This window comes from Rhodococcus pyridinivorans (assembly GCF_900105195.1).
Taxonomy (GTDB): Bacteria; Actinomycetota; Actinomycetes; order Mycobacteriales; family Mycobacteriaceae; genus Rhodococcus; species Rhodococcus pyridinivorans.
In genome coordinates this window covers 1,729,263-1,754,200 of sequence record NZ_FNRX01000002.1, presented here as the reverse complement: position 1 = coordinate 1,754,200, position 24,938 = coordinate 1,729,263, and the positions used below count along the sequence as shown (strand labels likewise).

The following is a 24,938-nucleotide window of genomic DNA, read 5'->3' as shown; positions in this document are numbered from 1 at the left end:
CGTCGGAGGAAATTGGTGCACTCACTCCACAAACCTACTAACTGCTCACTTCGGGGTGACTCCGAGCAACGGCGCGAGCTGCGTCGCGATCGGATTCAGGTTGAGCTTGTCGGGGTCCTTCTTCGGCTTGAAATCCCAGGGCTGGATCGTGTTCGGATCGGCGAAGACGATGCGGTTCGCGCTGCGCACGCCGGTGACACTGCCCTGCGGCACCTCGCACGAGGCGTTCGTGTTGAACGGGAAGTCCTGCTGGGTCTCGTCGAAGTTCGGATCCTGCGCGCGCATCTGCGCGAGGATCTCCTGCGTCCCCTCGTACCCGATGGTGCACGAAGGCGGATTGTTGGTCTCGAGCACGATGCCCTGACGCACCGCGCCGTCGCCCGGAGCGACCGTACTCGCACTGCCCGCGACGGCGGGAAGGAAGGCCAGCAGCGGCTGCAGAGCGATCGACTGCGGGGCTGCCGCTTCCGCCACCGCCGCGAGGTTGGCGAGGTCGGTGGTCAGGCCCGGGCCGGAGCCCTCGATCAGCTGGGAGAGCTGGTCGCTCGCGTCGGTGCCGGTGTCGATCAGGCGCCGCAGGTCGGGGTCGCTGTCGCGGAGCTGCGCGGTCACCAGATCCAGATCCGAGCTGAACTGCTGGATCGCCGACGACTGGGCGGACTGCGTGTCGAGCACCGTGAGGCTGTCGCGGATGAGCGTAACGGTCTGCGGCAGGTATTCGGTGCCCTTCTCGCTGAGACCGGCGAGCGCGTCGACGAGCACCTGCAGGTCGTCGCCGCGGCCGTCGAAGGCCGCGCCGAGCTCGGTGACGACGGTGCGCAGCGGCTCGAGCGGAACCGAGTACACGAGGTCGTTCGTGCTCAACAGCAGGTCTTCGACCGGCGTGGGCAGATCGTCCTCGGTGCCCTCGATGATGGAGCCCTGTTCGAGATAGGGGCCCTCGTCGTTCGGCGGCTGCAGATCGACGTACTGCTCACCGATCGCCGACCGGTTCGCCACGACGGGACGCGCCGACGCCGGGATCTGCGGTCCGCCGTTGTCGAGGCGCAGTTCGACGTTGATTCCGTCGTCCGTGAGGCTGAGCGCCCCGACTCGACCGACGGGCACCCCACGGTAGGTGACCTCGGCGTTCGGGAAGATGCCACCGCCGGTGGGGAACCGCGCGTCGACGGTGTACTGGCCGAAGCCCATGAGGTTGTCGAGCCGCACGTACCGGGCACCGACGAACACGATGCCGAGCAGGGCGATGACCACGAACAGCGCGAGCTGCACTTTCACCAGGCGCGATCTCACTGCCCACCCCCGAGTCCGAGCTGATTCAGCAAACCTTCCAGCGGCCCCGGCGGCGGGGCCTCGTCACCGTCGGTGCCGGTGCTGGTGCCGGTATCGGTGTCCGTACCGGCCTCGGTGACCCCCGGGATCTCGATGCCGTCGGGCAGCGACACCCCTTCGGGCAGGGTCACACCGGGCAGACGCGGAGTAGGAAGCACCGGCAGCAACGACACGGTGGGCCAGCCCGGGGCAGGTCCGTTCCCGTCGTAGTACGGGTTGGACGGGTCGACGAGCGGCTTCGGATTGCCGAACTTCGGCTGGCGGTAGACCGGGTCGCCCTGGCCCACACCGAGCGCGGCCAGCGCATCGCCGATCTGCAGGTCGACGAGGAGGAAGAGGTTCACCGAGTTGCCCAGCGCGACCTTCTCGACACCGTCCGGGAACGGCACCGTGGGCACGAAGGAGAGCGCCTCGACGAGATCGTCGCCCGACGCCGCGAGTGCCTGGAGGGTCGGGCGCAGCGCCAGGAGATCGGCGATCAGATCCTCCTTGGACTGATCGAGGACGTCGACACCTGCGGTGCCGAGCCGGTCGAGCTGGCCGAGCAGCTGGGTCAGCTGCGGCCGCTGTTGCTCGAGCACCTCGGTCGCGACCGGCAGTTCGTCGAGCACGGCGGCGATCTTGTCGTTCTGCTCCGCGACCCGCACCGTGAGCTCGTCGAGTCCGTCGAGCGCCCGGGTGATGTCGTCGCGTTGCTGTTCGAGACCGGTGATCAGGGTCTCGGCCTGCTCGATGAGGCTGCGCGTGGTTCCCTCGCGGCCGTCGAAGGCCGTCGACAATTCGTTGACGATCGGCGCGAGCTGGCCGACACCGCCACCGTTGAGCAGCAGCGACAGCGCGCCGAGCACCGGTTCGAGTTCGGTGGCGTGCCGGGTGCGGTCGAGCGGGATCACGTCGCCGTCGGCGAGCCGGCCCGTCGGGGGCTCGTCCTCCGGAGGCGTGAGCTGCACGAACTTCTCACCGAGCAGACTCGACTGTTCGACGCTCGCGAGCGCGTTCGCCGGCAGGTCGACGCTCGAGTCGAGCACGATGCCGACGTCGGCGGTCCATCCGAAATCGGATGCGACCGAGATCGATTCGACGCGCCCGACCGGCACACCGTCGACCTTCACGCTCGACTGCGGAACCAGGTCGAGCACGTCGTCGAACTGGATGGACAGACGGATCGGATCGCTACCCACGTCGGCGCCGCCGGGCAACGGGACGTCGGACAGACCTCCGCACCCCGTGACCGTCACCGCGACCACGCACGCGGCCGCTCCGAAGACACCTGTGCGGCCCATCCTCTTCGCGCCGCTCACCGATCTCCTCCCCGGAGGTCGAGCCGAGGCGAGACCACGCCGGGCACCGTGCCCGGGGTGACCTGCCGCTGGATGTTCTCACCGCTCAGGACACCGAACGGCAGGATCAGATCCGGGGACCGCTGGTCCTCGGTGATCTGCGTGGCGACGTCGCGGCACCGGTCGATCAGCGGCTGCATCTGCCGGCCGAGCTGCTCGAAACGCTCGTCGCCGGGCACGAGATTGCCGAGATCGATGAGCTTGCACACCGCTCCCGCAGGGTCCTGCAGGTCGGGCAGCACGAGCCGCGATGCGAGCACACCTGCTTCGGCGTCGTACGAGTTGACGAGGTTGCTCACCGCGAGCGGGAGCAGCGTCAGCGAATTCACGAGTTCCTGCCGGCGGTTAGCCAGGGTCTCCGTGATCGGCACGAGTGCGTCGACGTTGTCCTTCACGGCCGCCTGGTTGTCGCGCACGAACGTCGCGACGTCGCCGAGCGTGACCGACAGTGTGTTCAGCGCCTCACCGAGGTTCTGCCGCTCCCCCGCCAGGAATCCCGACAGGTCCGAGAGCTGCGCATTGAACTGGCGCACCTGCTCGTCGTTGGCCGCGAGAGCACTGACGAACACCTGTAGGTTCTCGATCGTGCCGTAGAGGTCGTCGCGCGACTGGTCGAGCGTGCGCGCGGCGGCCGACAGGTTCTCGATGCTCTGCCCGAGGGCCTCACCGTTGCCGGCGAGGTTCTCCGCACCGACTTCGACGAAGTCGGTCAGCGCGCCCTCGCGGTTCGCGCCGTCGGGACCGAGCGCGCGGGAGAGCTCGTCGATGCTCGCGTAGAGCTCGTCGACCTCCACAGGGGTGGCGGTGCGCTCGCGGTCGATCACCGCACCGCTGCTCATCGTGTCGCCACCGGTGTAGGCAGGGGTGAGCTGTACGTAACGGTCGGCGACGACCGACGGGGTGATCTGCACGGCGCGGGCGTCGGCCGGGATGTCGACGCCGCGGTTCACCCGCAGACCGACCTTCACGAGGTCGCCCTGCGGTTCGACGGAGGTCACCTTCCCCACCTCGACGCCGAGCACCCGCACGTCGGAGCCCTCGTAGATGCCGACGGCATTGTCGAAGTAAGCGGTGATCTCGGTGGTGCCCAGTCGGGCGAACATCCACCAGCCCGCTCCGGCCAGGGCCACCACGCCCGCGACGACGGCTGCGAGCAGCGCGATGCGCCCGCGATTGCTGCGGGACTCGCCGTTCTCGGCGTGTGCCATCAGTTGCCCCCTTCCAGGCGGCGACCGGGCTCGCGGTAACCGGGGATCTCCGGTAGGCCCGGCGGGGTCAGGTTCACGACGACCTGGTCGAACCACCGGCCGTTGCCGACGACGTTGGTGTAGACACGCACGAACGGCTCGTACAGCTCCATGGCCCGATCGAGGTTGTCGTTGTTTTCCTGGAGGACGTCGACGACGCCGCGCAACTGTTGCAGGGCGGGACCGATGGTCTCGCGGTTCTCCTCGACGAGCCCGGAGAGCTCGGCCGACAACCGCTTGGTGCCATCGAGCAACTGGGAGATCGCCTCCTGCCGATTGTTCAGTTCCGCGACGAGCAGCGCACCGTCGGAGAGCAACCGGTTGAACTCGGCGTTGCGGTCGGCGAGCACCTTCGAGACATTGCCGGTCGCGTCGAGGAGCTTCTTCAGCTCCTGGTCACGACTCGCGACGGTCTCGGACAGGCGGCTGATGCCGTCGAGCGAGGCCCGGATGTCGTCGGGTGTCTCCGAGAACGCCTTCGACAGGGTCTGGAAGCCGGTCGCGAGCTGCTCGGAATCGATCTCGCCGAGGGTCGTGGCCGCCGACGAGAACGCTTCGATCACGTCGTACGGCGCGACCGTCCGGTCGAGCGGGATCCGGTCGTCCGGGTCGAGCACCTCCGTACCCCGCGGCTCGAGTGCCAGATACTTCTGTCCGAGGATCGTCTTGATCTGGATGGAGGCCGCCGTGTCGTTCCCGACCCACGCGTCCTGGACCTTGAACGAGACGATCACGCGGTCGCCCTCGAGGTCGACTCCGGTGACCTTGCCGACCTTCACGCCGGCGATACGCACCTCGTTGGTGGGTTTGAGACCCGCGGCCTCGCTGAACTCGGCCTCGTAGGTCGCGCCCGCCCCGATAATGGGCAGTTCGTCGAGGAAAAAGGCGGACAGTGTCCCCAGCAGCACCACGACGATGCCCAGGGCACCGGCGGCGGCCGGACTGCGACGTTTGCTCATCGTCCCTGCAACTCCTGCATCCCCTCTTGCGAGCAACGCTTCGCCGCATTCGTGTAGATGGGTTGGTTCACGGTGGGCAGCCCCGTCGGCAGATTCAGATACGGGACCGAACCGGGACCTGCGATGATGTCGATACCGCACAGGTAGAACTGGAACCACGAACCGGAGCTGGCCACGCGCCCGAGCTTGTCGAGCTTGACCGGCAACGTCTCGAGGACGCGGTCGACCTCGTCGCGGTTCGCGTTGAGATTCGAAGTGACCTGTTCGAGCGCCGTGATCGACTGTGCGATCGACGGGCGGGTGGGCTCGAGGACGTCGGAGACCGCGTCGGTCAGCCCCGCCATCGACGCCACGGCCGAACCGACGGTCGCCCGGTCGGCCGACAACCCGCTGACGAGTGCCTGCGTGTTGACCAGCAGCGAATCGAGCTGCTCGTCGCGCTGGTCGATCGTGGCCAGGACGGTGTTGAGGTTGTCGATCACCGCACCGATCACGCGGTCCTTGTCGGCGATGGTGTTGGTCAGCGACGCGGTGCTGCGCACCAGATCGTCGATCGTTCCGGCCTCACCCTGGAAGACCTGGATGATCTGGAACGAGAGCTTGTTGACGTCGTCGGCGCTCAGCGTCTGGAACAACGGCCGGAAGCCGTCGAAGAGCGTCGTGAGGTTCACCGCCGGCTTCGTACGCTCGATCGGGATCGTATCGCCGCCCGTGATCTTCTCGCCCTGCGCGCCCTCACCCTGACCGAGCGCGATGTAACGCTGGCCGACGAGATTGCGGAACCGGATGGTCGCGGTGGCACCGGCCGGGAGCCAGTCGCGCTCCTCGAGCGAGAAGGTGACCCGCGCCTGCCGTTCGTCGAAGACCGAGATCTCCTCGACCTGCCCCACGCGGACACCCGCGATGCGGATGTCGTCGCCCTTGTTGAGTGAGGTGACGTCGGAAAAGATCGCGTGGAACTTCGTTCCTCCCCCACCGCCGACATTGGCGATGGTCGCGGCGAGGACACCGGTCGCGAGGACGGTGACCACGGCGAACACGATGAGTTTGATCAGGGGTGCTGCGAGACCTCTCACTGGAAGCTCACCTCCGTACCGCGGATCGCCGGAGCGCCGAGCCGGGTGGTCCAGGACGGGACCTCCTCGGGGTCGACACCGGTGGCCTGTCCGTAGATGACGTCGAGCGTGTCCTGTTCCAGACGCGAGCCGGCGTACGAGACGGGAGTCGCGCCGCCGTCCGAGGTGCCGATGATCTCACCGACGTCGTCGGGGACGCCGGATCCTGCCGGGGCAGGGAAGAAATCGATGGTCTCGGGGCCGGGATTACGCGACGGCACCTGGTACGAACCGTCGTTGATCGAACCGCCCGGATACTGCGGGAAGTTGCGGCCGGGCGCGGTCACGTCGTCGTAGCAGGCCGGTCCGCGATCGTCGAGCAGACGCGGTTCGTCCTGGTTCGGCAGGTAGCGGCCCTTCGGGTTCGTGAACTGGATGTTCGCGCGCACACCCGGGAACGGATCGTCGGCCGCGAGCAGATCGACGGCGGCCGGCTTCGCGTCGGCGAATCCCTCGAAGGTGCACGGGAAGGACGGCGAGTAACGGGCGAGCAGCTGCAGCGCCTCCTTCGAATCGGCGGACAGCGTGATGATCGAGTTCGAGTTCTGCTCGATGAAATCGGCCGTCTGCGACGACGCTCCCGTCGCGCTCGCAAGCAGCGTGCGGATCTGGTTCTGCTGTTCGACGACCGTGCCACCCGTCGTGCGCAGGTTGTTCAGCGCCTCGACGAGATCCGGTGCGGCCTCGGAGTAGGTCTGCGAGAAATCGGCGAGTCCGCGCAGATCCTCCTGCAGTGTGGGCAGTTCGCCGTTCACCTCGCGGAGGATCTGTTCGAGGTCGTCGACCGTCTGTCCCAGCTTCTCGCCGCGTCCGCTCAGTCCCTGGGCCAGGGCGCCGAGCGTGTTGGCGAGGTCCTGCGGCGGGACGGCCTCGAGGAGCGGGAGCAGCCCGTCGAGCACGTCGCCGAGTTCGACGGTGCGCTCGCTCGTGTCCTGCACCAGCACATCGCCGTTCGTGACGGGACGCCCCGGATCGTCGGGGATGATCAGCGAGACGTAGCGCTCACCGAAGAGGGTCTTCGGCAGCAGCTGTGCGGTGGCGTTGACCGGGATCAGTTCGGCCTTGTCGGGGTCGAGCGCAAGATGCGCGGTGACGTCGCCGCCTTCCGCGCTCGTTCCGCGGACCTCGCCGACGAGCACACCGCGTGCCTTGACGTCGGCGTTGAGCGGCAGGGCGTTGCCGATGCTGTCGGTGCGGAGGTCGACCTTCACGACCTTCGTGAACGTCTTGTTGTACATCGCGATCGTGACGTACAGGAACAGCGCCAGCACCACGAAGAAGATCAATCCCAGGGTGCGGCGACGCAAGGGCGAAGTGGTCGTGTCGCTCATCCGGCCACCCTCACCGTGGTCGTCGTGCCCCAGATCGCGAGGCTGAGGAAGAAGTCGAGGATCGCGATCGTCACGATCGCGGTACGTACCGCGCGGCCCACGGCCACCCCGACGCCGGCGGGACCGCCGCTGGCGTGGAAACCGTAGTAGCAGTGGATGAGGATGACCACGAACGCGAAGACCAGCACTTTCGCGAACGAATACAACACATCCTCCGGTGGGAGGAACAGATAGAAGTAGTGGTCGTACGATCCGCTCGACTGGCCGTTGAACAGCGTGCTGATCGTGCGGGTCGCGAGATAGGCCGCGAGGAGACCGATGATGTACAGCGGGATCACGGCGACGAAGCCGGCGATCATCCGGGAGGTCACCAGGAACGGCAGCGACGGCACGGCCATCACCTCGAGGGCGTCGATCTCCTCGCTGATCCTCATGGCACCGAGCTGTGCCGTGAAGCCGCAGCCCACGGTCGCCGACAACGCGAGCGCCGCGACGATCGGGGCCAGTTCACGGGTGTTGACGTAGGCCGAGAGGAAGCCGGTGAGCACCGACGAGCCGAGCTGCTCGAGCGCGGCGTAACCCTGCAGACCCACAACGACGCCGGTGAAACCGGACATCATCGCGATGACGCCGATGGTGCCACCGATCACGGCGAGTGCACCGCTGCCGAAGGTGACCTCGGCGAGCAACCGCAGGACTTCCTTGCGGTAGTGGGTGAGGGTTCGCGGGGTCCACGCGACGGCGCGCGCGTAGAAGGACATCTGGTCCCCCGCGCGGTCGAGCACGTTCAGCGGTGCGCGCACCGCTCGGCGACCCCGGAGAAGAACGAGATCTCCGCGGCCTCTGGAGACTGTCATCTGGTCAGGATCCCTTCGCAGGAACGATCTGCAGGTACACCATCGTCAGGATCAGGTTCGCGAAGAAGAGCAGCAGGAACGTGATGACGACAGTCTGGTTCACGGCCTCCCCCACGCCCTTCGGGCCTGCACCGGGGTGCAGCCCCTTGTAGGACGCGACGACGCCGGCGATCAACCCGAAGATCGCAGCCTTGAGTTCGGCGACGTAGAGGTCGGGTAGCTGCGCCAGGGCGGAGAAGGAGGCGAGGTAGGCGCCGGGGGTACCGCCCTGCAGCACCACGTTGAAGAAGTAGCCGCCGGCGATGCCGATCACGGAGACGAGACCGTTGAGCAGGAGCGCGACGAGCACCATCGCCAGTACTCGCGGGACGACGAGGCGCTGGATGGGATTGATGCCCAGCACCTCCATCGCGTCGATCTCCTCGCGGATCGTCCGCGATCCGAGGTCGGCGGTGACCGCGGAGCCGGCGGCACCGGCGATCAGCAGAGCCGTCACGATCGGACTGCCCTGCTGGATGACCGCCAGGACGCTCGCGGCACCGGTGAACGATTCGGCGCCGAGCTGCTTGATCAGCGAGCCGGTCTGCAGCGACACGACGGCGCCGAACGGGATCGCGACGAGCGCCGTCGGAAGAATCGTGACACTGGCGATGAACCACGCCTGTTCGATGAATTCCCGGAACTGGAACGGTCGGCGGAAGGTGTTCCGCACGACGTCGACGAACAGTTCGACGATGTTGCCGGCCTGGGTGAGTGCGCCGTGAACCGGCCGCACGAGCGAGCTGCCCGCCCCCATCTACTCTCCTACTTCTCCAGCCTGCGGCTGTACCACTGCTGACGCTGTACCACTGCTGCGGCTGGTGCTACTGCTGGGCCTGCTGCTCGTATCTCTCTCCGGTATATGCGGGAATGATCTGGGTGTCGTCGTCGGCATAGCCCCGGGCTGTGTGGGGCGCGCCGTTGTGATCGAGCGACTCGAGGATGGCGCTCTGGGCGGCCGGGGGCAGGTTGTGCAGGATCGACCGCACCCGCTCCTGCCGACGCGCCACCGCCTGCCGCTCCGGCATCCCCGGAGTCGCCTGCATCTGCGGCACGATCCCCTCGACGTCGTCCACACCACCGGCATGATGACCCGCCTCGACGAGCGCCTGCTCGTGCGCCATCGTCGCCTCGTCCTTCTCCTCCGACATCCCGATCGGACCGATCATCGTGCCGTTGAGGAACTGCTTGACCACCGGCTCATCCGAAGTCAGCAACACCTCACGCGGACCGAACATCACCAACTGCCGGCGGAACAACATCCCGATGTTGTCCGGCACCGTGCGCGCCAGATTGATGTTGTGCGACACGATCAGGATCGTCGCATCGATCTCCGCATTGATATCGATCAACGTCTGCGAAATATAGGTCGTGCGCACCGGATCGAGACCCGAATCCGGCTCGTCCACCAGAATGATCTCCGGATCCAACACCAACGCCCGCGCCAGACCGGCGCGCTTCCGCATCCCCCCGGAGATCTCCCCGGGCAACTTGTCCTCGGCGCCGAGCAGACCGACGAGCTCGAGCTTGCTCATCACGATCTGCCGGATCTCCGACTCGGACTTGCGGGTGTGCTCACGCAACGGGAAGGCGACATTGTCGTAGAGGTTCATCGACCCGAACAACGCACCGTCCTGGAACAGCACCCCGAACAACTTGCGGATCTCGTAGAGCTCCTTCGAGGAGCACTGCAGGATGTCGGTGCCGTCGATGACGATCGAGCCCTCCTCCGGGCGCAGCAGACCGATCAACGACTTGAGGAACACCGACTTACCGGTACCCGACGGCCCGAGCAACGCGGACACCTCACCGGCCGGCAACGTCAACGTCACGTCCTGCCAGATACGTTGCGAGCCGAAGGACTTGGTCAGTCCCTCGACGGAAACCTCGACTCCCACGATCACCTCCGCTGTCCGATACCGTCGCCCCCGTGTGCGTTGGGCCACTCTATCGCATGGATAGTGGTACCTGTGACACGCGATCCTACTCATGAGTAAGGACGTTGTACAAGGGGGTACGCGTGTCTCGACTTACGCCGTGACCTGCATGAACACGGCGTAGATGTCGATTTCTGCCGATAACGGACATATCACTCGGCATTCATGCCCGAAATGCAGAAGGGCCGTTTCCGCGAAATGAATTCGCGGAAACGGCCCTGTGCGGAACCGTTCCGGAGAGCGTCGGAACGCTCGACGGAAAGTTCGGAAACCGTCTTACTTGACGGTGACCTTGGCGCCGGCCTCTTCGAGCTTGGCCTTGGCAGCGTCGGCAGCATCCTTGGCGACCTTCTCGAGGATCGGCTTCGGAGCACCCTCGACGAGGTCCTTGGCTTCCTTCAGGCCCAGGCCGGAGACGATCTCGCGAACGACCTTGATGACCTGGATCTTCTTGTCGCCGGCACCCTCGAGGATGACGTCGAACTCGTCCTGCTCGGACTCGGCCTCGGCAGCAGCGGCCGGAGCACCGGCGGCAGCGACGGCAACCGGAGCAGCAGCGGTGACCTCGAAGGTCTCCTCGAATGCCTTGACGAACTCCGAGAGCTCGAGCAGGGTCAGTTCCTTGAACGCGTCGAGCAGCTCTTCGGTGGTGAGCTTCGCCATGGTGGCGGTCCTTCCTGATAAGTCCCATGTCGCTGATCCGCGACCGGATGGGATGGTGCGTGCCGGAGCACGCGTGGATGTATCTTTCGCGGTGATGCAGATTCGCAGTGATGCGGATCAGCGTCAGGCGGCTTCTTCGCCCGCCTTCTTCTCCTGCAGAGCGGCCGCGAGGCGGGCCACCTGCGAAGCGGGGGCGTTGAACAGGCCTGCGGCCTTTGCCAAGTTGCCCTTCATCGCGCCGGCGAGCTTGGCCAACAGCACCTCGCGGGACTCGAGGTCCGCGATCTGGTTGACCTGCTCCACGGACAGCGCAGCGCCGTCCATGTAGCCGCCCTTGATGACGAGAGCCTTGTTGTCCTTCGCGAAGTTCTTCAGAGCCTTCGCAGCATCCACCGCTTCGCCCTTGACGAACGCGATGGCGGTCGGACCGACGAACAGATCGTCGAGACCCTCGACGCCCGCCTCAGCGGCGGCACGCTTGACCAGGGTGTTCTTGGCGACGGAGTAGGTGGCACCCTCTCCGAGAGCGCGACGCAGCTCGGTCAGACTTCCCACCGACAGACCACGATATTCCGTGATCACGGCAGCGGTGGAGGTCTTGAACTGCTCGGTGATCTCCGCAACTGCGGAAACCTTCTCGGGCTTTGCCATACTTCGCCTCCTCTCAGTAACAGTCGTTTTCCCGGTGTCCCGAGTGGGACGCCCCACCGGACGACCGCCGGGACCGGAAAACGACGAACGCCCCGGCGCAGGGCACACGGGGCATACAAGGAGGAGGAACTCGAATGCACCCGGAAGGCACATCGCGGTTCGTATCTCCCCTAACCTCGTCCTCCTGCGTGGGCCGCCGGACAACTCCGGACCTTCAACCGATCCGCACGCGGATTCGGTGACCAACGGTCTTGGGTAGAACATGATCGGGGTGAAGATCGGCGCACGCCGAACTACCCCACCACTGTAGCGGACGATGTGCACGAGATGCAAAACGGCCGGCACAGCGATGCTGTACCGGCCGCTTCAGGACGCACATCCACTGCGTGCAGTGCGAATTACTCCGCGGTCTCGAGGAGGTTGCGGGTGCGCTGCGGATCCACCGGGATGCCCGGGCCGGTGGTCGTAGCGATCGTGACCTTCTTGATGTAGCGGCCCTTCGCGCTGGACGGCTTGGCGCGGAGCACCTCGTCCAGAGCAGCAGCGTAGTTCTCGACCAGCTTGGTCTCGTCGAACGAGGCCTTGCCGATCACGAAGTGCAGGTTGGCGTTCTTGTCGACGCGGAAGCTGATCTTGCCACCCTTGATGTCGGTGACGGCCTTCGCGACGTCCGGGGTGACCGTGCCCGTCTTCGGGTTCGGCATCAGACCACGGGGACCGAGGACGCGGGCGATACGACCGACCTTCGCCATCTGGTCGGGGGTCGCGATCGCGGCGTCGAAGTCCAGCCAGCCGCCCTGGATGCGCTCGATCAGATCCTCGGCGCCCACGACGTCGGCACCTGCGGCCTCGGCCTCGGCAGCCTTCTCGCCCACCGCGAAGACGATGACGCGAGCGGTCTTACCCGTGCCGTGCGGCAGGTTGACCGTGCCGCGCACCATCTGGTCCGCCTTGCGGGGATCCACACCGAGTCGCATGGCGACCTCGACGGTGGCGTCGTAGTTCTTCGAGCTGGTCTCCTTCGCGAGCTTCGCAGCTGCGAGGGGGCTGTACAGGTTGTCCGAGTCGATCTTCTCGGCCGCGGCGAGGTATGCCTTGCTGCGCTTTGCCATGTTCTTTCCTAACTTCTCACCGGCAGGTGAATGGTTCGGGCGTGGTAGCGGGCCTGGCCGGCCCTCCCACGAGTGCTATGCAAGCCCGGGGACGGAGCCCCGGAACAGCGAGGGGCTCAGCCCTCGACCGTGATGCCCATCGACCGAGCGGTGCCGGCGATGATCTTCGCGGCAGCCTCGATGTCGTTGGCGTTCAGGTCTTCCTGCTTGGTCTTGGCGATCTCGCGCACCTGATCCATGGTCACCTTGGCGACCTTGGTCTTGTGCGGCTCGCCGGAGCCCTTCTGCACGCCTGCGGCCTTGAGCAGGAGCTTCGCGGCCGGCGGAGTCTTCAGCTTGAAGTCGAACGAACGGTCCTCGTAGACCGTGATCTCGACCGGCACGACGTTGCCACGCTGCGACTCGGTCGCCGCGTTGTACGCCTTGCAGAACTCCATGATATTGACGCCGTGCTGACCCAGCGCGGGGCCGACCGGCGGAGCCGGGTTGGCCTGGCCGGCCTGGATCTGGAGCTTGATGAGCCCGGCGATCTTCTTCTTCTTGGGGGGCATCTCTATTCCTAGTTTCGTGCTCGGTGTGGTTCTTGCGTACTGCTACTGCAAGCTTGTGCGCGCCGGATGCCGGCGCCGTCGGATCCTGGGGATCGTCAGATCTTCGACACCTGGTTGAACGACAACTCCACGGGAGTCTCACGGCCGAAGATCGACACCAGGACCTTGAGCTTCTGCTGCTCGGCGTTGACCTCACTGATGGAGGCGGGCAGCGTCGCGAACGGGCCGTCCATCACGGTGACCGACTCGCCGACCTCGAAGTCCACCTCGATGGCGGGCTTCGCAGCGGCGGCGGGAGCCTGCTCGCCTGCGGTCGAAGCACCGGCCGCCGGCTTCTTCTTCGCCTGCTGCGGGAGGAGGAACTTCACGACCTCCTTGATCGTCAGCGGCGACGGACGCGACGTGGCTCCGACGAAGCCGGTCACGCCGGGGGTGTTCCGGACGGCGCCCCACGACTCGTCGTTGAGTTCCATCCGGACGAGGATGTAGCCGGGCAGGACCTTGCGGTTGACCTGCTTGCGCTGACCGTTCTTGATCTCGGTGACCTCTTCGGTCGGCACCTCGACCTGGAAGATGTACTCGGTGAGGTCGAGGTTCTGGACGCGGGTTTCGAGGTTGGTCTTGACCTTGTTCTCGTAGCCGGCGTAGGAGTGCACGACGTACCAGTCGCCGGGCTCGCGCCGCAGTTGCTTCTCGAGGGCCTCGGCCGGGTCGACCTCGTCCTCTTCGGCGGCGGCGTCGTCGGTGCCCTCCGCTGCGTCGGAGACCTCGACATCGGTCTCGGCATCGGTGCCGGACTCGACAGCAGCGTCGGACTCGGAGACCTCGGTGTCCGCATCCGCCGACTCGGCCGTCACGTCGTCAACCAAGGCCTCGTCCGAAACGTGCTCCTCGGCCGAAGCCTCGTACGAGTCGTTCTCGGGGGTGCTCACCGGGCACTTTCCTCTCGTCGATCACATTTTTCGTCTCGCGCGGACAGGCGCTAACCGAACAACCAGCTGACGCCCTGTACGAACGCCAGATCCAATCCGAAGATGAACGCCGTCATGACGGTCACGAACGCAAGGACCACGAGCGTGTAGGTGGTCAACTGCTTGCGGTTGGGCCAGATCACCTTGCGGAGCTCGGCGATGACCTCACGGAAGAAGCGCACGAGTCGCTTGAAGATGTTCTCGGACTTCGCGGCGGGACGATCGCTCACGGCCGTGGCCGAACGCGACGTCTTCTTCATGGACACAGCACTCGTCGTGGATGCCGAGGGATCGGCTGCACCACGACGGGTGGCCCGCTTGCCGGTCGGCCGAGCAGCCGCGGAAGAACCGTCGGGGGTCGCGCCGGTAGCCGTTCCAGCGTCGCCGGGAATGTTCCCTGCGGTGCCGCTGTGGCGCTGACCGCGCTCCTCGCTCACATCGTTCCTCTCGGTCGCTGGCAGTCCGGGGGCAGGGGCGACAGGACTTGAACCTGCAACCTGCGGTTTTGGAGACCGCTGCTCTGCCAATTGAGCTACGCCCCTCTGGTCGGACATCCACACTCGTACGAAGCGAGTGTCCGGAACCGACCCATCTGCGACCACATGACACGCGCGCTACCCCGTCGGGCCGTTACGGCCTTCGTAGAGCAGCGCGCTGCTATGCGATCCCAGAAGCCTAAGTGTACTGCATTGCCCCGGGACAAACCCAATCCGCTCGGCCGTCAGGCCAAACGGACCGTTGCCGTGGCGCGACCGAAGATCTTACGACCGTCGGACTTCGCCACGATAGCGACCACTGCTGTCTTGCTCTCCGCGTCCACCGACTTGATCTTGCCGGTGAACTCGATCTCGGCGGCCTTGACGGCCTCCACATATACCGGACTGGTGAACCGAACATTGTATTCGGTCACCGCGCCGGGGTCTCCCAGCCACTCCGTGACGAAGCCGGCCGCGATGCCCATCGAGAGCATGCCGTGCCCGACGACGTCGCGCAAGCCGGCCAGTTCGGCCACCTTGTCGCTCCAGTGGATCGGGTTGGGATCACCCGACACACCTGCATAGTTGACCAGATTTCCGCGCGTGAGCGTGACGACCTTCGACGGAAGCTCGTCCCCTACCGCGACATCCGCGAAGCTACGGAGTGTCACTGTGCATCACCACATCCTTGACCGCGTGCGCGATGTTGTCGTCGACCTCGCCACCGGAACGGGCGACGAGCGTCGTCCAGGAGGTGAGCACGAGATTGTCGTACTGATCCGTGATCACGTTCTTGGTGGTGATGATGTCGCTGCCGGCAGCTTGCCGGAAATCGTCGAGGTAGACGTCGCAGAACAGCCTGTCGCCGGCCTGGATCGGGCGGTGGTAGACCATCCGCTGGTCGGTCTGCATGATCTGGCTCAGGTCGTAGCCGGTGACGACCTCTTCGAACAGCTTGCGCTGCGCGATCATGCCGACGATCGAGACGAAGGTCAGCGGCGCGATCACTCCGTCATATCCCAGCCCCCGGGCTGCGTCGTCGTCGTGATGGGCCGGATGCGAATCGCGCACGGCACGGGCGTACTCGCGGATCTTCTCGCGACCGACCTCGTAGTAGTCGCCCACCCGGTAGTGGTGACCGACCATGGACTTGGCGTGCGCGGCGGCATCGAACGGGATCCCGGCCTGTTCGGTCGCGTCCACCGATTCCTGGTTCTCGAGTATGTTCGTCATACGCAAAACCTCCGCAATTCCGACGACGCCAACTGGCACGGTCGGTATTGCGGAGACCTTATGCGTCGACGTCGTTGCGACCGGCTACTTGGACTCGCGGTGCGACTGGTGCGTACCGCAGTTCGGGCAGAACTTCTTCAGCTCGAGCCGGTCGGGGTCGTTGCGACGGTTCTTCTTCGTGATGTAGTTGCGGTGCTTGCACACCTCGCAGGCCAAGGTGATCTTCGGCCGAACGTCAGTAGAGGAGGCCACGGGATGCCTTCTTTCGCGTCAATCCGATCAGTATCGATCAGGGTGGATCAATGAACTTTTGGTAGCGGTGACCGGACTTGAACCGGCGACGCAACGATTATGAGTCGTTTGCTCTACCAACTGAGCTACACCGCCTCGGTGCCGAGTGTCGCTACGAAGGCGGCACCTCAATCCAGCGAGCCCCCTGACGGAATCGAACCGTCGACCTTTTCCTTACCATGGAAACGCTCTGCCGACTGAGCTAAGGGGGCGTGGCCTCCGGAGCATCTCTGCTCGCTGCGGCCTCCAAAAGATTACACACACTCGGTCCTGGTGCAAAATCCGCTGGTAGAGGCGCATAAACGCCGCTCCTCTCCGACCTCTGCCCACCCGCACCCACCCGTGCCCACACATACGCGCGCGGCGGGCCGGCGGGAGGCATCGGGCGCGAGGCGGAACGGCACCGCGTGCCGAGCCGCCCGGAACCTCGGGGAGAGCAGGACCCACACTCCGGAGCCCGCACCGAAGGGCCCCGGAATGCAGAACAGCCCCGGTTCCGAAGAACCGGGGCCGTTCCGGTGGCAGGTGTAGGATTCGAACCTACGTAGGCGTAAGCCGACGGATTTACAGTCCGCTCCCATTGGCCGCTCGGGCAACCTGCCGGGGTGCGATCGGGACCGCGTCCTCGATGCGTTTGGAAGAATACAACGCATACCCCCCCGAAACGCAAACCGAGTGGTCACAGCTCCGCGCGACCCGATAGCGTCGGGTGGACAGAACCCTTACAGACCGACCCCGAAGTGGAGTGAGACGTGGCTGATTCGTCGTTCGATGTGGTGAGCAAGGTCGACCGCCAGGAAGTGGACAACGCGCTGAACCAGGCGGCGAAGGAGATCGCCAACCGCTTCGATTTCCGGAACACCGGGGCGCACATCGAGTGGTCGGGCGACGAGGCCATCACGATCTCGGCCGAGACCGAGGACCGCGCGCTCGCCGCGCTCGAGGTCTTCAAGGAGAAGCTGATCCGCCGCGACCTGTCCCTCAAGTCCTTCGACGCCGGCGAGCCGACGCAGTCCGGCAAGGTCTACAAGATCACCGGCACGCTGGTGCAGGGCATCAGCCAGGAGAATGCCAAGAAGATCTCCAAGCTCATCCGTGACGAGGGCCCGAAGGGCGTCAAGGCGCAGATCCAGGGCGAGGAGCTGCGCGTGAGCAGCAAGAAGCGCGACGACCTGCAGGCCGTCATCTCGCTGCTCAAGAACGCCGACCTCGACATCGCCCTGCAGTTCGTCAACTACCGCTAGTACGTCGACCACTGCCGACGACGCCCTCTCCTACGACTCCGCCCGCGACCGTCGTCGCGGGCGGAGTCGTCTGGGATGTCGTCTGTGGGGTGCCGTCCGGTCAGCGGATCCCGGCCATGCGCTCGAGCCGTTCGATGCGGTCGGCCATCGGCGGGTGCGTCGAGAACAGCCGGCTCATCTTGTCGCCCGCCCGGAACGGGTTGGCGATCATCAGGTGCGACTGGGCCGCGAGTTTCGGTTCGGGTGGCAGCGGCGCGGCCTGCGTGCCGAGAGCGAGCTTGCGCAGCGCCGACGCGAGGGCCAGCGGGTCGCCGGTGAGCTCGGCACCGGACTGGTCGGCCTGGTACTCGCGCGACCTCGACACAGCGAGTTTGACGACCGACGCCGCGATGGGGCCGAGCAGGGAAACCAGCAGCAGCGCCAGTGGGTTCGCGCCACCCTCCCGGTTGCCGAAGGCCGAGGCGAAGAACGCGAAGTTCGCCAGGCCCGAGATGACGGCAGCCATCGCGCCGGCGACCGACGAGATGAGGATGTCGCGGTTGTAGACGTGGGCGAGTTCGTGGCCGAGCACCGCGCGCAGTTCCCGTTCGTTCAGGATCTCCAGGATGCCCGTCGTGCAGCACACGGCGGCGTTTCGCGGGTTACGACCCGTGGCGAACGCGTTGGGGGCGTTGGTGGGGCTGATGTAGAGCCGCGGCATGGGCTGGTGCGCCGCGGTCGCGAGTTCACGCACGATCCGGTACATCGCCGGTGCCTGCACCTCGGTGACCGGCTGGGCGTGCATCGCCCGCAGGGCGAGCTTGTCGCTGTTGAAGTACGCGTAGCCGTTCATGCCGACGGCGAGCACGATCGATATCAGCAGGATCGTCGAATTGCCGAACAACGCTCCGACGAACACGATCAGCGCGGACATTCCGATCAACAGACCGGCCGTCTTGAGACGGTTCGAGTATCCGTGCACGTCGCACCCCTTCCGCACCACGATTTCCCACTCATTCGTCCAACGAACGAGCGAACGGCGCGGTTCCCGCCCCGACCGGGGCGGGACGACACGACGGTCCGTCAGCCGACGCGGGCGACGGTGAAGTCCACGAGGCGACGCAGCGCCTCGTTCGCCGACCCCTGCGGCAGGGCATCGAGTTCGGCGTGAGCGCGGGCGGCGTAGGTCGCGAGAGTCGCCTTCGCCGCATCCATCCCCGGCGAGCGGACGAGCAGTTCGAGCGCCTCCGCGACGTGTGCTTCGTCCTCGATGGGACCGACGAGCAGTTCACGCAGACGATCCGCCTCCGGTCCGGTCTCCCGCAGCGCGTAGAGCACCGGCAGGGTGTACACACCCTCGCGGAGATCGGTTCCGGGGGTCTTGCCCGACTCCGTGGTGTCGGACGCGATGTCGATGATGTCGTCGACGATCTGGAAAGCGGTGCCGACGGCGTCACCGAGCCGTTCGAGACGCTCTACATGTTCCGGATCAGCGCCCGAGAACGTACCGCCGAAGCGACCGCTGGCGGCGATCAGCGAACCGGTCTTCTCCCAGATCACCCGCAGGTAGTGCTCGACCGGGTCGTCGTTGGTACGCACACCGATGGTTTCGCGCATCTGACCGGTGACCAGCTCGGCGAACGTCTCCGCGATGATCTGCACGGCCGACGGACCCAGCGTCGACACCAACCGCGAGGCGTGCGCGAACAGATAGTCGCCGGCGAGGATCGCGACGCTGTTGCCCCAGCGCACGTTGGCGCTCGGGGCGCCGCGACGCATCGTCGCCTCGTCCATCACGTCGTCGTGATAGAGCGTCGCGAGGTGCACGAGCTCGACGACGGTCGCCGCCGTCACCACGGCGGGATCGGTGGGCTTCGGCCCGAGCTGCGCGGTGAGGATAGTGAACAGCGGCCGGAACCGCTTGCCACCCGCCTTAGCAAGGTGCAGTGCGGCCTCCGTCAGGAAGTCCTCACCGTCGGACAGTTCCTCGACCAGGAGTTTCTCGACGCTCGCGAGGCCGTCCCCGACTGTCGCGGCGAGGACCGGATCGCCGAGTTCCACACCGGCCACGACGGTGCTCGGCGCCGCATCGGCCGAACCAGCGGTCCGAGCCGCCCCCTCAGTGCTCACGATGACGTACCCATCCTGTTCTGTCGCCTCGACTTCACCGTAGTGAACCTAGCCGTTCGTTCCCCGATCCACCTCGTCGAGGCGGCCGATCGCGGCCTGAGAAGATGGAGCGGTGGTGGCCGAACACTCCGCGCGAGATCCGCGGCAATCCCAGTCCTGCGTTCCCGACAGTACCGATGTTCTCGTCGTCGGTGCCGGTCCAGCCGGTTCCGCCGCCGCCGCGTGGGCTGCCCGCGCCGGTCGCGAGGTGTTGCTCGTCGATGCCGCGACCTTCCCTCGCGACAAGACCTGCGGTGACGGATTGACCCCGCGTGCCGTCGCCGAACTCGACGAACTCGGCCTCGGCGACTGGCTGCGCACCCGCACCGTCAACCGCGGTCTGCGTCTCGAGGGCTTCGGTGGCCGCTTCGAACTCCCCTGGCCCGACTCGTCGTTCCCGGTCGTGGGCAGCGCCGTGCCGCGCACCGAACTCGACGCCCGGATCCGGCAGGCCGCGCTCGACTCGGGTGCCCGCGCCGTGGACGGAACGAAGGCCGTCGACGTCGAACGCGACGGCGACCGGGTCTCGGCCGTGATCTTCCGCACCGCCGACGGACCGCGGACCGTCCGCTGCCGCACGGTGATCGTCGCCGACGGGGTGCGTTCTCCCCTCGGCAAGGTGCTCGGTCGTCGCTGGCACCGCGACACCACCTACGGCGTGGCCGCGCGGGCCTACGCCACCTCCCCGCGCAGCGACGATCCGTGGATCACCTCGCACCTCGAACTGCGCGACGACGCGGGGGCCGTCCAGCCGGGCTACGGCTGGGTGTTCCCGCTCGGCACCGGCGAGGTGAACCTGGGAGTGGGGACCCTCGCGACCGCCTCGCGACCGGCGAGTGGATCGCTGCGGCATCTCATCGACCTCTACGCGCGGCAGCGCCGCAAGGAATGGGAACTCGGCGAGGTGACGCGTGTGGCGTCGGCGCTGCTGCCCATGGGCGGAGCCGTGTCGGGGGTCGCGGGCAGGAACTGGGCGCTGATCGGCGACGCCGCGGCGTGCGTCAATCCGCTCAACGGCGAGGGCATCGACTACGGACTCGAAGGCGGTCGGTTGCTCGCCGGGCTGCTCGACTCCGACGACCTCACCGACCTGTGGCCGGCGACGCTGCGCTCCCACTACGGCCGGGCGTTCTCCACCGCGCGTCGCCTCGCGAGCCTGCTCACGATCCCGAAGTTCCTGCCGGCGACCGGCCCGATCGCGATGCGGTCGCGGACGATGATGTCGGTCGCGGTGCGGGTGATGGGCAATCTCGTCACCGACGAGGACGCCGACTTCGTGGCCCGGGTGTGGCGGACGAGCGGTCATCTCTCGATGCGCTGGGATCGGCAGCCGCTCTTCGCCTGAGCGCCGATACAGCGCCGCGCGGCAATTTGCGTACCGCGCGGTGCCGATGCGCCCGGCTACTTGCGTACCGCGCGGTGCAGGGCGGTGATGCCCCCGGTGAGATTGCGCCACTTCACGTCGCTCCAGCCCGCGGCCTCGATGCGCCGGGCGAGCTGCTCTTGATCGGGCCAGGCCCGGATCGATTCGGCGAGGTAGACGTAGGCGTCGGGATTGCTGCTGACCGCCCGCGCGACCCGCGGCAGCGTCCGCATCAGGTACTCCATGTAGACGGTGCGTAGCGGTTCCCGCACGGGTGTGGAGAACTCGCACACCACGAGGCGTCCACCCGGCTTGACCACCCGGGCGATCTCGCGCAGTCCCTCGTCCGGGTCGGCGACGTTGCGCAGGCCGAAGGAGATGGTCGCGGCGTCGAAGACCGCGTCGGCGAACGGCAGTTTCATCGCGTCGCCTGCGACCATCGGGACGTTGCGGAACTCACCGGCGTGCAGCATGCCCTTGGAGAAGTCGGTGGCGACGACCCACGCGCCGGACCGTCCGAGTTCGACGGTGGAGACCCCGGTGCCGGCGGCCAGGTCGAGCACCCGCTCGCCGGGCTTCAGGTCGAGAGCCGCACGGGTCGCGCGACGCCACCCGCGGTCCTGCCCGAACGACAGGACGGTGTTGGTCAGGTCGTAGCGTGCAGCGACCCCGTCGAACATGGACGCGACCTCACGCGGGTCCTTGTCGAGCGACGCGCGTGATCCGTGAGTTGTTGCCACGGCCGAAACGTTACCCGCTCCCCTAGTGGACGCCGGCGCTCATGCGGCGCGGCGGAGCGCGTGCGCGGGAAGGCCCTGCACCCGCCGGTAATGGGCGAACAACTCGTCGCACAGCACGGGCCAGGTGCGGCCGAGCACTCCACTGCGTGCCGCACCACCGAACTCGTCCCGGACCCCAGGAGCGAGCAGCGCATCGACGGCTCGGGGCAGCAATTCGACGAAGCGGTCCACCGGCAAGCGGTAACCGTTGCGGCAGTGGGCGACGAGGTCGCGTGGTCCGCCCGCGTCCGGCACGATCGCCGGGACCCCGCTCGCCAGGGCTTCCTGCACGGCCTGGCAGAAGGTCTCGTGTTCGCCGGGATGGACGAAGACGTCGAGGCTCGCGTGGGCGCGGGCCAGTTCCTCACCCCCCAGCTGCCCGGTGAACACGGCCGACGGCAGCTGACGTTCGAGCCGCGACCGTTCGGGACCGTCGCCGACGACGACGAGCTGCAGCCGCGGGTCGTGGGCGAGGATCGCGAGCCGCTCGACGTGCTTCTCGGGCGCGAGGCGTCCCACGAAACCGACGATCGGACGGCCGTCCGGCGACCAGCAGGAGCGCAGGTCCTCGTCCCGCCGGGACGGCGCGAAGCGGTCGGTGTCGACGCCCCGCGACCAGCGCCGCACGCGCGGGATGCCGTGGGCCACGAGGTCGTCCACGGCGGAGGTCGAGGGAGCGAGGGTGAGATCGCAGCCGCGGTGCAGGCGCCGAGTCCACCGCCAGGACGCACGCGCGGCGAGGCCGAGCCCGTAGCTGGAGGCGAATCCGGCCACGTCCGTCTGATAGATCGCGACCGTCGGAATGTCGAGGCGTCCCGCGGCGGCGAGACCGCCGGCACCGAGCACGAACGGGGACGCGAGGTGCACCACGTCCGGCGCGAAAGTGCGCAACACCGGAAGGAGTTCCGGGCCGGGCACGCCCACCGGGAGGGAGCTGATCCTCGGTACGCGCACCGCCGGTACGCGGTGGACGGGTGTCCCGTGATGGTCGGACGGAGCAGGTGGCCTGCCTGCGACCGTGTCGGGTGCGACGACCAACGCGTCGTGTCCGGTGCGGTCGAGGTGCTCGAGGACGCGGAGCACCGAGTTGGTGACGCCGTTGACGTTCGGGAGGAAGGATTCCGCGACGATGGCTACTCGCACGCCGACAGCGTGGCGAGCCTGCGAGTCGAGCAGGTGCGAGCTCGGTGACCGATGGACGAAGTCGCGACGAACGTTTCGTTCGTCACACCTGCAGCTGTCGATCCTTCACGTCGGGAGCGACAGCGGGTGCGGCGGTCGCCCTCCGCCGCAGCCAGATCAGCACCGGCGTGGCGATCAACCATGTGACGACGATCACCGATCCGGCCGGGATCAGGGCGACGCGGGCGTCGCGACCGGTCACACGAACGAGATCGGGATCACTCCGGGCGTACTCGACGGCGATCCGCTGCCCGGTGGTCAGCCCCGTCGGGTACAGAACGCCGAGCTCCGGATTGTGCGTCACACCGTCAGGAGTGACGAAACTCACGGCGGACCGCACGGAGCCAGCCGAGAGCACCTCCGCGACGGCCGTGCCCGTGTCGGAGCGGATGGTGAGGTCGTTGCGGAGGGCGCCGAGCAACAGGATCACCGCGAGGGCGGAAATCGCCGCCGCGACCATGAGAACCGCGCGCCGCGCGCGCTCGGGTCCGCTCACAGCTGCGCCCGCACCGCCGCGTGCAATTCGCGCAGCCCGGCCCGATCGGTGGTGACCTCGACCACACGGATGCCCGCGGGTGGCGCCGTGTCGTTCGAGAGGGCGAGCGCGAGTCCCTGCAGATCCACCAGCTCGTGCGGGACGCGGTAGGCCGCACACAGTGCCGCGAGGTCCATACCGTGCGGGGTGCCGAAGACACGCTCGAAAACACCCGCGTACTGCGGGTCGCCCTGTTCGAGCAGTTCGAAGATTCCGCCGCCGTCGTCGTTCGCGACGACGATGGTGAGGTTCTGCGGCCGCGGCTCCGACGGCCCGATGAGCAGGCCCGACGCGTCGTGCAGGAAGGTCAGGTCGCCGAGCAGCGCGACGGTCCGTCCCTGCTCGTAGGCGAGTGCGGCACCGACGGCGGTGGAGACCGTACCGTCGATCCCGGCGACACCCCGGTTGGACAGCACCTTCACGTCGGGTTTCGGGTAGCTCACGAGCGCCGCGTCGCGCACCGGGTTCGACGCCCCGAGCAGCAGCTGGTCGCAGGGCTTCAGCGAGTCCGTCACGACCGCCGCGACGTGCAGTCCGGTGGCCTTCGGATGCCCGTCGAGCTGGGCGCGCACGGCCTTGTCGGTGTGTGCCGACAGCTGGCGGCATCGTTCGAGCCACGCCTCGTCGGGTGTTCCCGACACCACGGCGCGGGTGCCTGTCGCGATGACGTTGCCCGACACGTCGGGCCAGCGCGGGCCGGTGGTCAGCGCGTACACGGTGACGGCGGGGTCGGCGAGCAGGTTCGACACCGGCCGGTGCAGCGTGGGCCGTCCGGTGATGATCGCCTGGCGCGGCTTCAGGTGCGGCAGCGCCATCGGATGCACCGGGATGCCGTGCAACGGTGCGGTGGGTTCGGCGACGGTCGGCAGCCCGGACAATTCGGGGCGGTGGGCGGAACCGTGACCGGAGACGACGATCGTGTCGGGGGTCAGGTCGATCTCGAGCGGGACGTCGAGGGTGGCGTTCACCGTGGTGGTCCAGGCATTGCCGTCGGGGCGGCCCTCGGGCACCGGGCCCTTCGCGTCGAGCTCGGGCACGAGCGGTTCGCGCAGCGGGATGTCGAAGTGGACCGGGCCGGCGTTGCCCGATCGGGTTCCGCGGGCGGCAGCGAGAACCCGGGAGACAGCCGAACGCCACTGGCTGTTCTGCTCGATGCCTTCGGCGAGGCCGAGACTGATGGTGGCGCGCACCTGGCTGCCGAACAACCCGAGCTGTTCGACGGTTTGGTTCGCACCGGATCCGAGCAGTTCGTAGGGGCGATTGGCGCTGAGCACGACCAGCGGGACGCGGGCGTAGTTCGCCTCGAGCACAGCGGGCGCGAGGTTGGCCACGGCGGTACCGGAGGTCATGACGACCGGGACGGGACGCCCCGATGCGAGGGCCAGGCCGATCGCGAGGAATCCGGCGGTGCGCTCGTCGATACGCATGTGCAGGCGCAAACGTCCTGCGCTGTCGGCGGCCTGGAGCGCGAAGGCGAGCGGCGCGTTGCGCGAGCCCGGGCACAGCACGACGTCCCGAACACCGCCCCGGGCGAGTTCGTCGACGACAGCAGTGGCCTGGGCAGTGGACGGATTCACGGAGT

The 24,938-nt window shown here is 67.1% G+C and carries 26 protein-coding genes and 4 tRNA genes; 2 read left to right on the top strand and 28 right to left on the bottom strand.

The annotated features are described in order from the left end of the window. Positions 1–45: 45 nt before the first annotated feature. From BLV31_RS08730 to BLV31_RS08625, 22 genes are all read right to left on the bottom strand, one after another. Positions 46–1,293 carry an MCE family protein gene (locus BLV31_RS08730; protein ID WP_072740473.1) on the bottom strand — a complete coding sequence of 416 codons (1,248 nt, stop codon included), beginning with the start codon at positions 1,291–1,293 and terminating at the stop codon, positions 46–48. Beyond that, positions 1,290–2,615 (bottom strand): MCE family protein, encoded by a 1,326-nt coding sequence (locus BLV31_RS08725; RefSeq protein ID WP_064062027.1) that lies wholly within the window; start codon positions 2,613–2,615, stop codon positions 1,290–1,292. The genes BLV31_RS08730 and BLV31_RS08725 overlap by 4 nt, the downstream gene beginning before the upstream one ends. Before the next feature lie 14 nt (positions 2,616–2,629). After that, positions 2,630–3,880, bottom strand: coding sequence for an MCE family protein (locus BLV31_RS08720; RefSeq protein ID WP_064062022.1), 1,251 nt, complete (start codon positions 3,878–3,880; stop codon positions 2,630–2,632). Further along, positions 3,880–4,878 (bottom strand): MCE family protein, encoded by a 999-nt coding sequence (locus tag BLV31_RS08715; RefSeq protein ID WP_064062021.1) that lies wholly within the window; start codon positions 4,876–4,878, stop codon positions 3,880–3,882. The genes BLV31_RS08720 and BLV31_RS08715 overlap by 1 nt, the downstream gene beginning before the upstream one ends. Beyond that, entirely contained in the window at positions 4,875–5,954 is a 1,080-nt protein-coding gene (locus BLV31_RS08710; RefSeq protein ID WP_024101683.1) for an MCE family protein, read from the bottom strand. Before BLV31_RS08710 ends, BLV31_RS08715 begins: the two co-directional genes overlap by 4 nt. Then, entirely contained in the window at positions 5,951–7,324 is a 1,374-nt protein-coding gene (locus BLV31_RS08705; RefSeq protein ID WP_064062020.1) for an MCE family protein, read from the bottom strand. Before BLV31_RS08705 ends, BLV31_RS08710 begins: the two co-directional genes overlap by 4 nt. Then, positions 7,321–8,181, bottom strand: a complete 861-nt coding sequence (locus BLV31_RS08700; protein ID WP_024101684.1) for an MlaE family ABC transporter permease — start codon at positions 8,179–8,181, stop codon at positions 7,321–7,323. Before BLV31_RS08700 ends, BLV31_RS08705 begins: the two co-directional genes overlap by 4 nt. 4 nt (positions 8,182–8,185) lie before the next feature. After that, complete coding sequence (locus tag BLV31_RS08695) at positions 8,186–8,977, bottom strand: MlaE family ABC transporter permease (protein ID WP_006552286.1); 792 nt, start codon at positions 8,975–8,977, stop codon at positions 8,186–8,188. Positions 8,978–9,044: 67 nt separating this feature from the next. Continuing rightward, the gene (locus tag BLV31_RS08690) at positions 9,045–10,121 is read right to left on the bottom strand and encodes an ABC transporter ATP-binding protein (RefSeq protein WP_041803793.1); all 1,077 of its coding nucleotides are present in this window, start codon (positions 10,119–10,121) and stop codon (positions 9,045–9,047) included. A gap of 312 nt (positions 10,122–10,433) precedes the next feature. After that, positions 10,434–10,820 carry a 50S ribosomal protein L7/L12 gene (gene rplL / locus BLV31_RS08685; RefSeq protein WP_003937621.1) on the bottom strand — a complete coding sequence of 129 codons (387 nt, stop codon included), beginning with the start codon at positions 10,818–10,820 and terminating at the stop codon, positions 10,434–10,436. Between the two features lie 123 nt (positions 10,821–10,943). After that, on the bottom strand, positions 10,944–11,471 hold the full coding sequence (rplJ, locus tag BLV31_RS08680) for a 50S ribosomal protein L10 (RefSeq protein ID WP_006552288.1): 528 nt from the start codon (positions 11,469–11,471) through the stop codon (positions 10,944–10,946). A gap of 398 nt (positions 11,472–11,869) precedes the next feature. Continuing rightward, positions 11,870–12,583 carry a 50S ribosomal protein L1 gene (gene rplA / locus BLV31_RS08675; protein ID WP_006552289.1) on the bottom strand — a complete coding sequence of 238 codons (714 nt, stop codon included), beginning with the start codon at positions 12,581–12,583 and terminating at the stop codon, positions 11,870–11,872. A 116-nt stretch (positions 12,584–12,699) separates the two neighbouring features. Then, on the bottom strand, positions 12,700–13,134 hold the full coding sequence (rplK, locus tag BLV31_RS08670; protein WP_006552290.1) for a 50S ribosomal protein L11: 435 nt from the start codon (positions 13,132–13,134) through the stop codon (positions 12,700–12,702). A gap of 95 nt (positions 13,135–13,229) precedes the next feature. Continuing rightward, positions 13,230–14,066 (bottom strand): transcription termination/antitermination protein NusG, encoded by an 837-nt coding sequence (gene nusG, locus BLV31_RS08665; protein ID WP_006552291.1) that lies wholly within the window; start codon positions 14,064–14,066, stop codon positions 13,230–13,232. A 50-nt stretch (positions 14,067–14,116) separates the two neighbouring features. Beyond that, entirely contained in the window at positions 14,117–14,542 is a 426-nt protein-coding gene (gene secE / locus BLV31_RS24650) for a preprotein translocase subunit SecE (RefSeq protein WP_024101687.1), read from the bottom strand. A 32-nt stretch (positions 14,543–14,574) separates the two neighbouring features. Continuing rightward, positions 14,575–14,647 (bottom strand) — tRNA-Trp (locus tag BLV31_RS08655). Positions 14,648–14,826: 179 nt separating this feature from the next. Then, entirely contained in the window at positions 14,827–15,252 is a 426-nt protein-coding gene (gene hadB / locus BLV31_RS08650) for a (3R)-hydroxyacyl-ACP dehydratase subunit HadB (RefSeq protein ID WP_064062019.1), read from the bottom strand. Beyond that, positions 15,239–15,814 carry a (3R)-hydroxyacyl-ACP dehydratase subunit HadA gene (gene hadA, locus BLV31_RS08645; protein ID WP_006552294.1) on the bottom strand — a complete coding sequence of 192 codons (576 nt, stop codon included), beginning with the start codon at positions 15,812–15,814 and terminating at the stop codon, positions 15,239–15,241. Before hadA ends, hadB begins: the two co-directional genes overlap by 14 nt. Before the next feature lie 84 nt (positions 15,815–15,898). After that, the gene (gene rpmG / locus BLV31_RS08640) at positions 15,899–16,066 is read right to left on the bottom strand and encodes a 50S ribosomal protein L33 (protein ID WP_003941903.1); all 168 of its coding nucleotides are present in this window, start codon (positions 16,064–16,066) and stop codon (positions 15,899–15,901) included. A gap of 59 nt (positions 16,067–16,125) precedes the next feature. After that, positions 16,126–16,201: transfer RNA gene (locus tag BLV31_RS08635), tRNA-Met, on the bottom strand. Positions 16,202–16,244: 43 nt separating this feature from the next. Beyond that, a tRNA-Thr gene (locus BLV31_RS08630) sits at positions 16,245–16,317 on the bottom strand. Positions 16,318–16,624: 307 nt separating this feature from the next. Continuing rightward, positions 16,625–16,707: transfer RNA gene (locus BLV31_RS08625), tRNA-Tyr, on the bottom strand. A 150-nt stretch (positions 16,708–16,857) separates the two neighbouring features. Between BLV31_RS08625 and BLV31_RS08620 the strand changes: the two genes are divergently transcribed. Beyond that, positions 16,858–17,349 carry a YajQ family cyclic di-GMP-binding protein gene (locus BLV31_RS08620; RefSeq protein WP_006552295.1) on the top strand — a complete coding sequence of 164 codons (492 nt, stop codon included), beginning with the start codon at positions 16,858–16,860 and terminating at the stop codon, positions 17,347–17,349. A gap of 100 nt (positions 17,350–17,449) precedes the next feature. Here the strand turns inward: BLV31_RS08620 and htpX are convergent, their stop codons facing one another. After that, positions 17,450–18,310 (bottom strand): zinc metalloprotease HtpX, encoded by an 861-nt coding sequence (htpX, locus tag BLV31_RS08615; protein WP_024101689.1) that lies wholly within the window; start codon positions 18,308–18,310, stop codon positions 17,450–17,452. A gap of 101 nt (positions 18,311–18,411) precedes the next feature. After that, positions 18,412–19,458: a polyprenyl synthetase family protein gene (locus BLV31_RS08610; RefSeq protein WP_006552298.1), complete on the bottom strand. Its 1,047-nt coding sequence runs from the start codon at positions 19,456–19,458 to the stop codon at positions 18,412–18,414. A gap of 112 nt (positions 19,459–19,570) precedes the next feature. Between BLV31_RS08610 and BLV31_RS08605 the strand changes: the two genes are divergently transcribed. Next, complete coding sequence (locus tag BLV31_RS08605; protein WP_064062018.1) at positions 19,571–20,842, top strand: geranylgeranyl reductase family protein; 1,272 nt, start codon at positions 19,571–19,573, stop codon at positions 20,840–20,842. A gap of 56 nt (positions 20,843–20,898) precedes the next feature. Here BLV31_RS08605 and BLV31_RS08600 read toward each other — a convergent pair whose 3' ends face one another. The 4 genes from BLV31_RS08600 to menD all read right to left on the bottom strand — a co-directional run bounded on the left by BLV31_RS08600 (position 20,899) and on the right by menD (position 24,933). Continuing rightward, positions 20,899–21,600, bottom strand: a complete 702-nt coding sequence (locus BLV31_RS08600) for a demethylmenaquinone methyltransferase (protein ID WP_071935515.1) — start codon at positions 21,598–21,600, stop codon at positions 20,899–20,901. 39 nt (positions 21,601–21,639) lie between these two features. Then, a complete protein-coding gene (locus tag BLV31_RS08595) occupies positions 21,640–22,782 on the bottom strand; it encodes a glycosyltransferase family 4 protein (RefSeq protein ID WP_006552301.1) in 1,143 nt (380 codons plus the stop codon). Between the two features lie 82 nt (positions 22,783–22,864). Next, positions 22,865–23,317: a DUF3592 domain-containing protein gene (locus tag BLV31_RS08590; protein WP_064062017.1), complete on the bottom strand. Its 453-nt coding sequence runs from the start codon at positions 23,315–23,317 to the stop codon at positions 22,865–22,867. Continuing rightward, positions 23,314–24,933 (bottom strand): 2-succinyl-5-enolpyruvyl-6-hydroxy-3-cyclohexene-1-carboxylic-acid synthase, encoded by a 1,620-nt coding sequence (gene menD, locus BLV31_RS08585; RefSeq protein WP_064062026.1) that lies wholly within the window; start codon positions 24,931–24,933, stop codon positions 23,314–23,316. The genes BLV31_RS08590 and menD overlap by 4 nt, the downstream gene beginning before the upstream one ends. Positions 24,934–24,938: the final 5 nt, after the last annotated feature.

Bases quoted from the DNA above. Each gene is read 5' to 3' on its own strand.
- rplK (WP_006552290.1), bottom strand. From the start codon at position 13,134: ATGCCCCCCAAGAAGAAGAAGATCGCCGGGCTCATCAAGCTCCAGATC.
- BLV31_RS08705 (WP_064062020.1), bottom strand. From the start codon at position 7,324: ATGAGCGACACGACCACTTCGCCCTTGCGTCGCCGCACCCTGGGATTG.
- BLV31_RS08720 (WP_064062022.1), bottom strand. From the start codon at position 3,880: ATGGCACACGCCGAGAACGGCGAGTCCCGCAGCAATCGCGGGCGCATC.
- rplA (WP_006552289.1), bottom strand. From the start codon at position 12,583: ATGGCAAAGCGCAGCAAGGCATACCTCGCCGCGGCCGAGAAGATCGAC.
- BLV31_RS08695 (WP_006552286.1), bottom strand. From the start codon at position 8,977: ATGGGGGCGGGCAGCTCGCTCGTGCGGCCGGTTCACGGCGCACTCACC.
- BLV31_RS08725 (WP_064062027.1), bottom strand. From the start codon at position 2,615: ATGGGCCGCACAGGTGTCTTCGGAGCGGCCGCGTGCGTGGTCGCGGTG.
- rplJ (WP_006552288.1), bottom strand. From the start codon at position 11,471: ATGGCAAAGCCCGAGAAGGTTTCCGCAGTTGCGGAGATCACCGAGCAG.
- rplL (WP_003937621.1), bottom strand. From the start codon at position 10,820: ATGGCGAAGCTCACCACCGAAGAGCTGCTCGACGCGTTCAAGGAACTG.
- BLV31_RS08700 (WP_024101684.1), bottom strand. From the start codon at position 8,181: ATGACAGTCTCCAGAGGCCGCGGAGATCTCGTTCTTCTCCGGGGTCGC.
- BLV31_RS08715 (WP_064062021.1), bottom strand. From the start codon at position 4,878: ATGAGCAAACGTCGCAGTCCGGCCGCCGCCGGTGCCCTGGGCATCGTC.
- hadA (WP_006552294.1), bottom strand. From the start codon at position 15,814: ATGACGAACATACTCGAGAACCAGGAATCGGTGGACGCGACCGAACAG.